At 61.2% G+C, this 14185-nt stretch carries 7 protein-coding genes and 4 pseudogenes; 6 read left to right on the top strand and 5 right to left on the bottom strand.

Annotation, left to right across the window (positions count from 1 at the left end; all coding sequences use genetic code 11):
- Positions 1-246: 246 nt before the first annotated feature.
- The 4 genes and pseudogenes from NLY42_RS00655 to NLY42_RS00640 all read right to left on the bottom strand — a co-directional run.
- The gene (locus tag NLY42_RS00655; protein WP_023756614.1) at positions 247-1284 is read right to left on the bottom strand and encodes an IS110 family RNA-guided transposase; all 1038 of its coding nucleotides are present in this window, start codon (positions 1282-1284) and stop codon (positions 247-249) included.
- A gap of 120 nt (positions 1285-1404) precedes the next feature.
- Positions 1405-1870 (bottom strand): annotated as a pseudogene (locus NLY42_RS00650) (IS5 family transposase); the annotation flags it as partial.
- A gap of 293 nt (positions 1871-2163) precedes the next feature.
- A complete protein-coding gene (locus NLY42_RS00645) occupies positions 2164-3204 on the bottom strand; it encodes an IS110 family RNA-guided transposase (RefSeq protein ID WP_023756615.1) in 1041 nt (346 codons plus the stop codon).
- A gap of 102 nt (positions 3205-3306) precedes the next feature.
- Positions 3307-3693, bottom strand: a pseudogene (locus NLY42_RS00640) (transposase); the annotation flags it as partial.
- A 170-nt stretch (positions 3694-3863) separates the two neighbouring features.
- Between NLY42_RS00640 and NLY42_RS00635 the strand changes: the two are divergent.
- The 6 genes and pseudogenes from NLY42_RS00635 to NLY42_RS00610 all read left to right on the top strand — a co-directional run bounded on the left by NLY42_RS00635 (position 3864) and on the right by NLY42_RS00610 (position 13436).
- A pseudogene (locus NLY42_RS00635) lies at positions 3864-4900 on the top strand (IS110 family RNA-guided transposase).
- A gap of 1382 nt (positions 4901-6282) precedes the next feature.
- Positions 6283-6879 carry an extracellular solute-binding protein gene (locus tag NLY42_RS00630; RefSeq protein WP_286488988.1) on the top strand — a complete coding sequence of 199 codons (597 nt, stop codon included), beginning with the start codon at positions 6283-6285 and terminating at the stop codon, positions 6877-6879.
- Positions 6880-6939: 60 nt separating this feature from the next.
- Positions 6940-8310, top strand: coding sequence for an MmgE/PrpD family protein (locus tag NLY42_RS00625; protein ID WP_023756623.1), 1371 nt, complete (start codon positions 6940-6942; stop codon positions 8308-8310).
- Positions 8311-8385: 75 nt separating this feature from the next.
- Entirely contained in the window at positions 8386-9759 is a 1374-nt protein-coding gene (locus tag NLY42_RS00620) for an aminotransferase family protein (protein WP_023756110.1), read from the top strand.
- A gap of 195 nt (positions 9760-9954) precedes the next feature.
- Positions 9955-11844, top strand: coding sequence for an asparagine synthase (glutamine-hydrolyzing) (asnB, locus tag NLY42_RS00615; RefSeq protein WP_023756624.1), 1890 nt, complete (start codon positions 9955-9957; stop codon positions 11842-11844).
- Positions 11845-12279: 435 nt separating this feature from the next.
- Positions 12280-13436: pseudogene (locus NLY42_RS00610) on the top strand (IS110 family RNA-guided transposase).
- Between the two features lie 189 nt (positions 13437-13625).
- Here NLY42_RS00610 and NLY42_RS00605 read toward each other — a convergent pair.
- Complete coding sequence (locus NLY42_RS00605; protein WP_156934611.1) at positions 13626-14156, bottom strand: hypothetical protein; 531 nt, start codon at positions 14154-14156, stop codon at positions 13626-13628.
- Positions 14157-14185: the final 29 nt, after the last annotated feature.

Raw genomic sequence — 14185 nt, 5'->3', positions numbered from 1 at the left:
CTCCTGTACTTTTTTCCTGGCCGTTCCGCAGGTCACTCGCTTCTCTTCGCGGTCGGCGCCTTGGCCGCCGCATGATGGGGTCAGGAGAGCGAGGTGTCTCAATCTGTTTCACGACCTTGCCGGGTTTAGCGGCAGGTTCGGGTCTCTCAACGAGATCGCCTCGCCCATCGTCCCCACGGAACGATCTGGACATCGCCCGTTCGGGCGAAAGCTCCTTTCCTAACTCCTTCGATGTTTGCGGCGGGTTCACGCCGCCGGGGTAGCAATTTCCTTTCCAACGCGGAATTCGGTGGCGTCGGCCCACATCCGGTGCAGGATGACCGCCAACTTACGGGCCACCGCCACACGCGCCCGCGCCATGCCACGGCGCTTGGCGACATTCATGCCCCATGCCCTCAGGCTCGACCATTTCTTCGAGCGTACGAGCAGCGAATGCGCTGCCTCGTAGAGGGCCGTGCGGGCGAGTTCGTCGCCGCAGCGACTGATCCTGCCCTGGATGTCGGTCTCACCCGATTGGTAGCGCGCGGGCGTCAGCCCCAGATGCGCCCCAACCGCTTGGCTGGAGCCGAACCGCTCCGGCCGGTCGATGGTGGCGCGGAAGGTGAGCGACGTGATCGGGCCGACGCCGGGCGCCGACATCAGCCGCCGGCAGACCTCCTCCTTGCGCACGATGTCGAGAACCTGCCTGGTCAGCCGGGCGAACTCCTTGAGCATGGCGCCGAGGATCGCAAGCAGCGGCTCGACCATCGCCATCACTTCGGCGTCGGCGCCGACCAGCTCGCGCACCCGCCCGGCAAAGGCGGACCGCGACGGCAGGCCCAGCTTGACGCCGGCTTCGCGCAGCATGGCACGCACCACGTTCTCGATCGTGCGCATTTCGTTGAGAACCGTCCGGCGGGCGACCAGCAACGAGCGCCACAGCCGGCATTGTCTGCTCTTCACATGCACCTGCCGGTACCAGCCGGTGCGCATGATCTGCGCCAGCGCGCGGGCATCGTTCCTGTCGGTCTTGTTCGGCATCGTCTTCATGGCCGCATTGGCAGCCCGCGTCTCGATGCAGATCGCCGGCAGCCCTTCGGCGCGCAATCCGTCGTGAAGCCATGCCGTCAGTGAACAGGCTTCCAGCCCGACCCGCTCCAGCACCAGGTCGACTTTACGCAATGCCTCGGCCAAAGCCTGCGGCTCGCTCGCCGCTCGCGCCTCCTTCATGATGCGACCGCTCTCATCGACGACGCAGATCGCGGTCTCTTCCAAAGACACGTCCAGTCCGGCAAAGTACTTCATGGCTGCTCCTTCCCGATGTTTGTGGCGATTCCACATCGACCACGTTCTCACATCACGACAGGAGCAGCCGCCCTCTTCCGGCGTCGGCCGAGACCCCAATCACCCCATCTGTTTTGAAAATCACGGATGAGCGTTTCGGCGGATCAGATTGCCGCCCACTGCGACGAGGATCATTGCGTGAGAGACGTCGATGCGCTGCTCGTAGTCGCGCACTAGGCGGCGCCATCGGGTCATCCAGCCGAAGGTCCGCTCGACGACCCAGCGGCGGGGCAGCACCTCAAAGCCCTTCTGGTCGTCGGATCGACGGATGATCTCGACCACGAAGTCGAGATAGGTGGCTTTGTCCATGAGCTTCAGCCGGTCATAGGCGCCGTCGGCGAACAGATGGCTTGACCCAGGGCCAGCGCTTGCGGATACCATCCAGGATTGCCTGAGCGCCGGCACTGTCGGAGATATCGGCGGTGGTGAGATTGACCATCAAAAGCCGTCCATCCGTATCGACGGCAATGTGTCGCTTGCGGCCGACAATCTTCTTGCCGGCGTCGTAACCCCTTGTTTCAGCTTGCGGAGCCTTGATCGACTGGCTTCCCTATTCGGCGGTTTAACGTCAAGCACCTCCTAGCTCTTTTTCGCTTTGCCGGCATTTGGACGTCTTTCGCGGGGCCTTGCTTCTCTCCGGGATCGGCGCTCTGGCCCTGCCCTCTATGGGGGTTCAGAAGAATGGGTGGAACAATCTGTCGAGCGCCTTGATTGCCGATGATGGGCAATCGAGCCAAGCCAGTCGACGAACTCACCTCATCCTCGTCCCGCGAAGGACAGCTTTCCACCGATGGGTGGAACTCGTGTCGTCCCCGTCTATCGGGGGCGATGTTTAATTGTTCAGCCGGCGACCGGCTTGATTTCCGTCCTGGTCCAGCGGAACTGTGTGCCGTCGCTCCAGATGCGATGCATGATCACCGCCAGCCGGCGGGCGAGCGCAACGATGGCTTTCTGCTGGCCGCGCCGCTTGGCGACGTCCATCGCCCAGGCCTTCAGCCAGGACCATTTCGTCACCCGCGTCAGCAGGGTCTGCGCGGCCTCGTAGAGCAACGTTCGCATCATGCCGTCGCCGCATAACGAGATCCCGCCCACCCGGCGGCTTTCGCCCGATTCATGGAGCGCCGGCGTCAGGCCCAAAATCGGACCGACCGCCTTGGAGTTGCGGAAGCGGGCGGGGATATCGATCGTCGCGGTGTAGGCCAGCGACACGACGGGGCCGACACCGGGGATCGACATCAGCTGGCGGCAAACCTCATCATCCCGGACGATCGCCAGAAGCTTGCGGTGCAGGGCGGCGTAATTCTGGCGCAGCTTGCGGCGCGCGTCGAGCAACGGTTCGACGATCTCGACCAGATCGGGCATGCCTTCGGTGAGCTCGCGGATCCGCTCCTCAAACTTGACCGCACCGACCTTGCCAACCTTGAGACCGAAGTTGCGCAACAGCCCGCGGATGTCGTTCTCGATGGCAATCGCCTTGTCCTTTAAGAGCTTGCGCGCCGTCAGCAGCGCCCGGCGCTTCTGGCTCGTCAGGGTCTTAACATGCACCGGGCGGAACAGATTGACCCGCATCATCTGCGCGATCCCGCGCGCATCATTGCGGTCGGTCTTGTTCACCTGCGCCTTCAAGAATGCCTTGGTGTGACGTGTCTCAATGCAGATCATCGGCAGGCCGGCTTTGGCAAGGCCTTCGAACAGCCATTGCGACAAAGGTCCGGCTTCAAGCCCGACGCGTTCCAACCGCCAGGCGGGATCCTTGAGCACCCGCGCAATATCCTCGGGATGGGTCAGCACCTTCACCTCGCGGCACACTGTGCCCATTTCGTCGACGATGCAAATTGCGGTCTCCTTCACCGAGACGTCCAATCCTGCACAGTGTTTCATGCTACGCTTCTCCTTCCTGATGGCTTGTGGCTGTTCCAGGGAACCGACCACGGTTTATCATCAGCTCGAAGCGCAGCACCTTGATGGCGTCACCGCCAAACGATGAGGCTCAAGCCGAATACCCCATCTGTCGATCACGCCAGCCGTGGGACTGGCCTCGCGCCCAGCTCGCTCGCGATCCAGCATCCGCGCCACGTCGTGGATGGTCTGAAACAGAAAGCGCCGCGCCAATTCGCGGAACCAGCCGTAGACCGTCTGCCAGGGCCCGAAATGGATCGGCAGCATCCGCCAACCGCAACCGGAGCGGACCAGGTAGCGCACCGCGTTGACCACCTCCCGGAAATCAACCTCGCGCGGACGCCCGCGACGCCCAGGCTTGGGCATCAGCGGTGCGAACTGCTCCCACTCCTCGTCCGTCAAATCAGACGGGTAGCGCTTGGTCTTCTTGGCAATCTGGGCCATCCGGCCACGGCTCTGCTCTGTCCACATCCACAGCTTGAATCATAACCCAGCCTCAGACGGAACCCATAGCAAGCCGATTTTCAAAACAGATGGGGTGATTGGGGTCTCGGCCGACGCCGGAAGAGGGCGGCTGCTCCTGTCGTGATGTGAGAACGTGGTCGATGTGGAATCGCCACAAACATCGGGAAGGAGCAGCCATGAAGTACTTTGCCGGACTGGACGTGTCTTTGGAAGAGACCGCGATCTGCGCGTCGATGAGAGCGGTCGCATCATGAAGGAGGCGCGAGCGGCGAGCGAGCCGCAGGCTTTGGCCGAGGCATTGCGTAAAGTCGACCTGGTGCTGGAGCGGGTCGGGCTGGAAGCCTGTTCACTGACGGCATGGCTTCACGACGGATTGCGCGCCGAAGGGCTGCCGGCGATCTGCATCGAGACGCGGGCTGCCAATGCGGCCATGAAGACGATGCCGAACAAGACCGACAGGAACGATGCCCGCGCGCTGGCGCAGATCATGCGCACCGGCTGGTACCGGCAGGTGCATGTGAAGAGCAGACAATGCCGGCTGTGGCGCTCGTTGCTGGTCGCCCGCCGGACGGTTCTCAACGAAATGCGCACGATCGAGAACGTGGTGCGTGCCATGCTGCGCGAAGCCGGCGTCAAGCTGGGCCTGCCGTCGCGGTCCGCCTTTGCCGGGCGGGTGCGCGAGCTGGTCGGCGCCGACGCCGAAGTGATGGCGATGGTCGAGCCGCTGCTTGCGATCCTCGGCGCCATGCTCAAGGAGTTCGCCCGGCTGACCAGGCAGGTTCTCGACATCGTGCGCAAGGAGGAGGTCTGCCGGCGGCTGATGTCGGCGCCCGGCGTCGGCCCGATCACGTCGCTCACCTTCCGCGCCACCATCGACCGGCCGGAGCGGTTCGGCTCCAGCCAAGCGGTTGGGGCGCATCTGGGGCTGACGCCCGCGCGCTACCAATCGGGTGAGACCGACATCCAGGGCAGGATCAGTCGCTGCGGCGACGAACTCGCCCGCACGGCCCTCTACGAGGCAGCGCATTCGCTGCTCGTACGCTCGAAGAAATGGTCGAGCCTGAGGGCATGGGGCATGAATGTCGCCAAGCGCCGTGGCATGGCGCGGGCGCGTGTGGCGGTGGCCCGTAAGTTGGCGGTCATCCTGCACCGGATGTGGGCCGACGCCACCGAATTCCGCGTTGGAAAGGAAATTGCTACCCCGGCGGCGTGAACCCGCCGCAAACATCGAAGGAGTTAGGAAAGGAGCTTTCGCCCGAACGGGCGATGTCCAGATCGTTCCGTGGGGACGATGGGCGAGGCGATCTCGTTGAGAGACCCGAACCTGCCGCTAAACCCGGCAAGGTCGTGAAACAGATTGAGACACCTCGCTCTCCTGACCCCATCATGCGGCGGCCAAGGCGCCGACCGCGAAGAGAAGCGAGTGACCTGCGGAACGGCCAGGAAAAAAGTACAGGAGCACCTTGACCTCAACCACCCCAAATCAGAGAAGGCTCTGAAATCAAGGGTTTTCGAGCTTTCCAGCTCACCGGGGACCTCAATATCATTCGCGGCTCTTGGTTCATCTATGTTCGAATGGCAAAGGCTGGCAACTATTTCGAACAACTTTTAGATATCCCGACGGGCCAGATCTTCTCTTCGGAATCGGCATATTGACTCCTCCATGATGGGTTCAGAGGAAACAAGTGGAACGATCGCCGGGGGCGTCCTTAAAGCTATGTTGACGGTGAACTGAGAAGCAACTAACTCACTTTGTTAGTCGCCCGTGAAGAAAGCCAATTCCGGCATTGGCGTCGAATGTGAGCACGGTTAGGTGGCTATGCCGGTTGAGCTTCCGGGAGGGAGTGTGGCGTTGCGGCGGTTGGATTGCCGATGACGGGTTCAACGTCGGCCCGGCGTCGCAGTGCCCGCCTCGCGCACGTTCGTCAGAAGCTTGCGACGGAGAGTAACAAGGTGTTCACCGAGGACCCTGCGCGTCAAGCAGTGGCTCTATGACCTCCAGCAGGTCCGGAATGCCGTCGACGAATTTGCGAAAGCCTTCCTAGTATTGATTGTGCCGACCATCACTCTTTCAATCCGAAATTGCGCAGCATTCCGCGAATGTCACTGTCAATGCCGATGGCCTGTCCTGTAATAACTTTCGACGGTGCGCTTTCTGGCGGTCAGCGTCTTCACATGTACCGGTCGATATAGATTGAGCCCCATCATCTGAGTGATGCCACGCGCATCATTGCGATCGGACCGGTAGAGGGAATCAAGGCCGGGATGCAATCGGCGGGTTCCGTCGAGCGACGGACGGTAAGCCCGAGCCTGTATCCTGGTCGGCAGGGATAAATAGGAGGTACTGCCGAACGAGACTGCATAACCATCAACGTGGGCGATCTGGGAAGAACACGAAGCGGGTCGTTCAATCGCGTTACCGCACCGGGCGATGTTTGGACGATGTCGGACATACGACAGGGCAGTATAAAAGCTATTATCCTATTTAGTAACAACTTTCTGCTTGGCACGACATATGCACTGCTGTCCGCAAGAGCTCACGGACCAAGAGCAAACGCCCGCTCGGCGCAGTGCTAGTCGGCTGCCAACAAGAAAGTGTACGACGGCATCATGCTCCAAAACACAACGCTTATTCATGCACCCGGCCGGCGGTACCGACGAACGGCGCGTCCAGGTAAAGCCTCGAACCCCTCCGGCAATGTCCATCGGGACGTCTTCATTGAACGCGAGATGAACACCGAGGCGCCGTCGCACGCCGAACACGCGGCGAACATCGCGAATATGGGGCTGCGGTGGATAACTGGCGACCAGACGACCCAAGACTTCGGCAACTGTGAACATGATGCCGGCTTCATGTGGCTGACGCGCGCCCCGGCGCTCAAAAATGAAGGGCAGCCCATCGCCAAGTCCTCTGACACCGCGCTTCTGGTAGGCGACCGCTTAGCCGTTGCGAAGGGCGCGCGCCACCAGGCAGAAGCGCTTGAGTTGCTGAAGTTCTACCTGGGCTCGCCGGACATCACGGGAAAATTTGTGAGGCCCAGGCCTGCACGCCCCAGCAGCGATGCGCTTCAGTACATGAGCGCGGTCCTGGGAGGCGAGCAGATCAGGATCCGAGCCGAAGATCGCCTGCTGGAACACCTTGGATCAAGAACTAGGCGACCTCCAACTGAGTGGACTCGCCGGATCGAATAGCGGCCTAAAGCAGTCAGCCTCCCTTGAGTGGGCTCCGCGTACCTAATTGAGATTCAAAACATGTCGCTTACGCAAGATGTCGCCAATACGGTCTCCAGTCTCACATATGACGAGTTGCCGGCACACGTACGCGACAAGGCCAAGCTTCTCGTCCTCGATCACGTCGGCTGCATGATCGCGGGAAGCATTTCGCGCGGGGCCAAGCAGATGACGCCTTGCTTGGGGCGCATCGATTCCGACGGGGCCAGCACTGTGTTTGGCACGTCGCTGCGCTTCCATCCGGCCAATGCGGCCCATGCTAACGCGCATAGCGCCAGCATGTTGAGCCTCGACGATTCCTACATCCTCTTCGGCCATCCAGGCGCTTCAATTATACCGGCCGCCCTGGCTGTCGCCGAAGACGTCGGCAGCTCCGGCAAGGAGCTGATTGCAGCGGTTGTCGGCGGCTACGAAATGTCCCTGCGCCTTGGCACCGGCATGCGTCCTAGCGAGGACCGCGACCGCCAAGTCAAGGGCTACGCCACCTGGCAGATTTTCGGGGCCTGCACCGCAGCAAGCCTGCTGCACCGATTCAGCGCCGTGCAGACCGCGGATGCCTACGGGCTGACCCCAATGCATGCTCCACTCCCCTTTCTGCGCAAATTCCATTCGCGGCCGATGAGCCTGTTGAAGAACAACTACGGATGGGCGAACAAAGGAGCCATCACGGCAATCGACCTTGTACGCGCCGGTTTCCAGGGCAATCGCACCATCTTTGACGGCGACGACGGGTTCTGGGCGATGGGGGGATCCGACCGCTTTGAACCCTCAGACATGCTCGATCGGTGGGGCGAGCGCTATTTCATCCTCGAGACCGGCTTCAAGCCGTTTGGCGTCTGCCGCTGGATCCACACGGCGGTTGACTGCTTGCGCGCGTTGCTGACCCGCCACCGTTTCGGCCGTGCCGACGTGAAGGGCATTCACGTTGAAACGGTTAGCGAGTTTGTCCGCGACTTCAACGGTCCTTGGCCGCAATCAACCGTGGAGGCCGCGTTCCATATTCCTTATGCGCTCGCCCTCGAACTGCACGACAAGTCCTCCGCGACGGGCCTGCGCGAAGACGACTTGGCCGACAAAAACCTCCAAGAAACCGCGTCCCGAATAAGTCTTTCGACACTCGCAGGCGCCGATGAGAAGTTCTATGCGAAAAAGCTCCTGCCTGCCCGCGTCAACGTGACCCTCCGGAATGGCGAAACTCTTTCCGAGCAGGCTGAGATTCCGACTGGCGCCCCCGGCGGCCCCGCTTTTGGGCCGGCGGAGGTGGAAGCCAAGTTCCTAACTCTCGTAACCCCCATTATCGGCGAGGCGAATGCCGTACGTCTGAAGGAAGCTCTTCTCAAGTTGGAGGCTCTTTCCGTCCGCGAGGCACTTGAATCATGCGTCGTGGCGTGAGCGTCGCGCATAGGTGCGGCGCCGGTAAATAGTCTGGCCTCCCTTCCGAAACCAATTAGCAAACAAGGCAGCAAGATGTCCACACAGAGCACGCAACCCAAACCCGTTCAAAAGGAATCTTCCGGAGGGGCGTTCTACGCCGGGCGCGGTGTCACCAAAACGCCAACGATTTCGCATGCCAAAGGCATCTTCTTCTGGGATACCGACGGCAAGCGCTACCTCGACGGGTCGTCCGGCGCGGTCGCCGCCAACATCGGCCATGGCAACGAGCGCGTACGCGACGCCATGATCGACCAAGCGAAGCGCTTTAGCTATGTCGTCCGTACGGCGTTCACCAGTGAGGCGACCGAAACGCTATCCAGGATGATCGCGGAGCTTGCGGGCTCGGGATTTGACCAGACTTTTCTTGTCTCCGGCGGTTCGGAGGCCATCGAAGCCACCCTCAAACTTGCACGTCAATACGCCGTGGTCACGGGTCAACCGAAACGCTCGAAGATCCTTGCGCGCATGCCGGGCTATCACGGCTCGACCCTCGGGGCCGCTGCGATCACCGGCGATCCGGATCGGGACCAGATGTTCGGCCCGATTATGCGGATAATGCCGAAGGTCCCGGCACCATTGGACTATCGTATCCCCGAGGGCTACGACGTCCACTCCTATGCCGACCACTGCGCGGACGAGCTCGAAAGACAGGTTCTCGCGGAAGGTGACGACACGGTACTCGCTTTCATCATGGAACCGGTCGGCGGCGTCGCCACCGGCGCATTGGTCGCGCCGAACAGTTACTATTCCAAAGTCCGGAAGATTTGCGACCGCTACGGTGTTCTGCTGATCTTCGACGAGGTGATGTGTGGTGCCGGCAGAACTGGAACCTTCCTGGCCGCCCATCACTGGCCGGACGCCCTGCCCGATCTCGTCGCCTGCGCGAAGGGCTTGAGCGCCGGATACACGCCACTCGGCGCCATGATTGCCCCTAACTGGATCGTCGACAAGGTTGTCGAATCTGGTGGCTTTTTGCATGGCCACACCTATTCCGGCAATCCCCTTTCATCGGCGATCGGAGTTGCGGTTCTCAGTGAGTTGGTGAACCAGAATCTGATGGAAAATGCCCAGCGCATGGGCGTCATCCTTCGGCAAAAGCTAAACGCATTGAAGGACCGAAGCACAACTATTGGCGATGTGCGCGGCATGGGGCTTTTGAACGCGGTAGAGATCGTCGAGGACAAAGCCACCAAGGCAATTTTCGCCGCCTCCAGACAGGCATCTTACCGCGTCTCCGAGATCGCCCGCGATCTTGGCCTCCATATCTATTCCCGCCGCGCGGCGAGCGGAAAGTTCGGGGAATGGTTCATGGCCGCTCCGCCGCTCATCATCAGTGAGCCGGAAATCGATCTCTTCATGGAGCTTCTCACAGAGACGTTCCGCATCTTTGAGCGCGAGGTTCAATGAAGCCCGCTCGTGATCCTGGCCAGACACAATCCACGTTGGGTGCACTGGACATACTACCAGAACAGGTCGGTGCGCGTTGTGTAGTGATATGCTAGGGCGTCAGCATTTGGGAATGTATCGTCGCGACTCATCGAGTTTACCTCACGTTGAGTCGATGAGGCGGACTGAAGATTCATCACCTGTTCCCGGGCATCGATGCCCCTGATCCCCCCGAAAGTTGCGCGACAATACCGAAGGCAAAGGAGCGAAAATATGTGCGGCATCTGTGGATGGATTGATTTCGATCGCGACCTAGGAGGTCCCGACGCGCGTAGGGAGCTTGCCGACATGACGGCCACCATGGCCTACCGCGGTCCGGACGACGCGGGGACTTGGATCGGCGGGCCCGCAGCGCTAGGCCACCGCCGTCTGGCGGTCATCGACCTCGAGGGCGGCCGCCAGCCGATGACGCTCGACGAGGACGGCCAACCCGCCTTGGTGCTCGTCTACGGCGGCGAGACATACAACTACCGCGAGCTGCGTCAACGGCTCGTCGCCCTCGGCCATCGGTTCGACACGAGTAGTGACACCGAGGTGGTGCTGCACGCCCACCGCGAGTGGGGCCGACGGGATCCCTGCACCGCGGTGAACGAACTAAACGGGATGTTCGCCTACGCACTGTGGGACACAGCCAAGCGCGAACTACTTCTCGTACGCGACCGGCTCGGCATCAAGCCGCTTTACTACTATCCCACTAAGCATGGAGTTTTGTTCGGCTCCGAGCCAAAGGCGATCCTCGCCAATAGTCTCGCGGAACCGGCCATGGACGCCGACGGGCTTCGGCGCACACTATGCTACTTCGCCGACCCGTACAGCACCGTCTTCCGCGGCATGCGTGAGGTACGGCCCGGCCACATCGTCCGCGTGACACGCGAAGGCATCCAGCAGATGAGCTACTGGCAGCTTACCGACAATGGGCACACCGATGACGTGCCTACCACCGTCCGGCAGGTCCGTGAGTTGCTTGAGGACACGATCCAGCGGCAGCTCATCGCCGATGTGCCGCTATGCACGCTCTTGTCGGGTGGGCTTGATTCCTCGGCCATGACCGCACTAGCCGCGCGCGTCAGCGACGAACGGATCCGCTCCTTCGCCCTCGACTTCGTCGGCTACACCGACAACTTTACCCCCGACCCGGCGCGCGCCACACCCGACGGACCGTACGTGCACGATGTCGCGAAGTTCGTGGATACCGACCACACCGACATCACGTTGTCTGCGGACAAACTCATGGACCCGAACGTGCGGGCCGCCACCCTCCACGCCCGCGATCTGCCGTTGACTATGGGCGATCTTGACAGCTCGCTTTATCTGCTGTTTCGGGCAATCCGGCAACACTCGATAGTGGCCTTGTCCGGGGAGGCGGCCGACGAGCTTTTCGGCGGCTACCGGTTTTTCAGCGATCCCGCGCGCGTTCAGGCCGACAGGTTTCCCTGGTTCGAAGCCATCGACGGCATTGCGCTACAGTCTCTAGACCCCGGACTCGTTGAGAAGCTCGACCTTCCCGGGTACCTCGACGAGCAGTACCGCAGGGCACTTGCGGAAGTCCCCGCCCTGACCGGACCGGCCTCGGCCGATCCGCACGAGCGTCGCATGCGCGAGATCTGCTATCTCTTCCTCACCCGTTACCTGCCGCCGCTGCTCGACCGCAAGGACCGGCTGAGCATGGCTCTGGGTCTCGAAGTGCGGGTCCCCTATTGCGATCACCGCCTCGTTGAGTACGTATTCGGCACCCCATGGGCCCACAAGACTTTCGACGGGCGCGAGAAGAGTCTGCTTCGTGCCGCCACCGCGGACCTGCTCCCGCAGTCAGTGGTGCAGCGAGTCAAGAGCGCGTATCCGGCTATCCAGGATCCGACCTACGACAGAATGCTGCGCGCCCGGTTCACCGCACTGCTGAATGACCACAATGCGGCAGTAGCACCGTTGCTTTCCGTCAGCGGTTCCCGCGCGTTGCTCAATGCGAACGACCACCTCAGGGAGGTGGAGCATATCTTGACCCTCCAGGATTTCCTGGCTGATTACAACGTGAGCCTCACGATCTGAGACGGCGGAAAATGCGTAAGAACAGTGAAGGAATCCGATACGGAATTTGGGCTCATTGGCCAAGTCTCCTTGTCAATCGGCTCGAAATGGGGGGCTCCCGGGATCGGTGCGAAAAGGGGGTCTGACGCACTCCCACTGCGATCTCATCCTAAGTTGCACCGACAACGCGCGCCTGGAGCAGATCGATCTTGGGGCGGCCCTACATCTGCCGCTTGTTGAGTTTGAATTTGGTGATCTGACCCTTGGTCTGGCCGTTCGCCGATGGGGATGTGATTGCATTGCGAACGGCGTCGATATCCTTTTCGACCCCGTTCGCAAACGATCTGACAAGATTGCCTTAGCGTCCTTAAGGGGAGCATGAGATCCTATGGGGAGTGGATAGCGACCTACGTTGTGGCAAAGTGAGGTTGCTCAAAAACTCACTGGAGGAGAACCATGCATTCTGCAGCTGATCATCCAGAGGCGTCTGTCGCAATCCGCGTCAATCTTGGCGCGATTTTTGTTTCGATGGAACTCGGGAAATCGACTTGGCTAATCACATCTCTCTCGCCGGGCGGTGGAGAGAAAATGTCGAGACACGCCGTTACCGGCGGCGATATCACCGGACTGTTTGCGCGCTTTGATGACCTGCGCAAGAAGGCGCAGGCGCGCACGGGCAAGTGCTATCCGCTCGTGGTGATTCAGGAAGCTGGTCTCGACGGGTTCTGGATCGATCGGGTGCTGCGCCAGGAAGACTGGATCGAAAGCCATGTCGATGCCGCTTCGATTGCCGTGTCGCGTCGGCGTCGCCGTGCGAAGACCGACCGGATCGACGGCGAGACGCTGGTCCGCACACTGATGGCCTACAGGCGCGGAGAGCCGCGTGTCTGCTCGATGGTGCGGGTACCAACGCCCGAGGACGAGGACCGTCGCCGGATCAACCGGGAGCGCAAGACGTTGATCGCCGAGCGGATCGAGCACTCCAACCGGATCAAGGGCCTGCTCTTCAGCCAGGGAATTAGGGATTATTAACCACTACGCCGCGATCGGCGCAAGCGTCTGGATGAGCTTCGCACTGGGGCGCTGCCTGTCCGCATCAAGGCCCAGATCAACCGAGAACTAGATCGTCTTGAACTCCTGCTTGCACAGATCAAGGCCGTGGAGGCCGAGCGGGACGCGCTTTTGAGTGCGCAGATTGCAGATACGTCTATGTCGGGCGCCATGCTGCTCAAACTCAAGGGCATAGGACCAGAGTTCGCGGAGGTCCTCCATTCCGAAGGGCTGTTCCGGCACTTCGACAACCGCAGGCAGGTTGCCTCCTATGCCGGGCTCGCGCCATCGCCATGGCAGAGCGGATCGATCGACCGCGAGCAGGGCGTCTCGAAGGCGGGTAATTCACGATTACGGGTGACGATGGTCCAACTCGCCTGGCTGTGGCTGCGCCATCAGCCGGACTCAGCGCCGGCCCGCTGGTTTCGGGAACGGGTGACACGCAATGGCGGCCGTCTCAAGAAGTCCGCAATCGTGGCGCTCGCCCGCAAGCTGCTCGCGCGCTCTGGAAATACGCGACCGCAGGCATCGTCATAGAAGGAGCGGCCATGAAGTCAGCCTGACGGCATCGAACGTGATTTCCTATCCCTGGGGCCTAATCAGCCCGACGAATCCAGGTGAACGAACCGAACAATTCCATGGCTTCCAACTACCGTGCATGAGAATGGTTTCGTTCATCTGAGCCCCGCGGCGGACCGCGTCACGCAATCGGGCTCAGACCCTGGATACCGGACGAAATAGAGGTCTAGGATTCAATTTGACACAAAGTTCCCCATGTGAGGAATTGTCAGGATCACTGGGAAAGAAAATGCGCACTTCGTCGTCCAGCCTTTTGGGGGGAGCTCGCCATCCGAAGAGCTTACCTGCTTGGCCGTTGCGCCATGCCTGCAGAAATCGCCTTCGTCGTTGCGCTCATCGTCGCGCGCTGTCCCCATGAACTGCGCAGGCGTGCGCTCGCCGCTGTGGCCGTACTCGATACAGCCGTTGATCGGCCTGGGATTCAGGTCGTCGCTCATCCGCGGTGTCTTGGCCTCTTCCGTCGCACCCGCCGTAAGCGGGATATTGGTGCAGCCGTTGCGAGCGGCGACCGCATGTGAGGTGGACCAGGTTCGGATCGCCGCGCTCGACGAATAGATGATCCCGATCACGGCGGGACAATCCACGCGATCTCGCCGCTCGTCAGATAGAAGATTGCGCCACGCACGCCGTCTGGTCTCGCCGTCTGGGTCCTTCGCGGACGGAAGGGAGGTGGCGGCACGCGTCCGCTTGTCGATGAAGGTCAAGCAAGATTGCAGTTTTCGCACGTTCTGGC

The organism is Mesorhizobium sp. C372A (assembly GCF_030323245.1).
In the GTDB taxonomy this organism is placed as follows: Bacteria; Pseudomonadota; Alphaproteobacteria; order Rhizobiales; family Rhizobiaceae; genus Mesorhizobium.
This window is presented reverse-complemented; position numbering and strand designations above follow the sequence as displayed.

Bases quoted from the DNA above. Each gene is read 5' to 3' on its own strand.
- NLY42_RS00655 (WP_023756614.1), bottom strand. From the start codon at position 1,284: ATGAAGTACTTTGCCGGACTGGACGTGTCTTTGGAAGAGACCGCGATC.
- NLY42_RS00645 (WP_023756615.1), bottom strand. From the start codon at position 3,204: ATGAAACACTGTGCAGGATTGGACGTCTCGGTGAAGGAGACCGCAATT.
- NLY42_RS00625 (WP_023756623.1), top strand. From the start codon at position 6,940: ATGTCGCTTACGCAAGATGTCGCCAATACGGTCTCCAGTCTCACATAT.
- NLY42_RS00620 (WP_023756110.1), top strand. From the start codon at position 8,386: ATGTCCACACAGAGCACGCAACCCAAACCCGTTCAAAAGGAATCTTCC.
- asnB (WP_023756624.1), top strand. From the start codon at position 9,955: ATGCCCCTGATCCCCCCGAAAGTTGCGCGACAATACCGAAGGCAAAGG.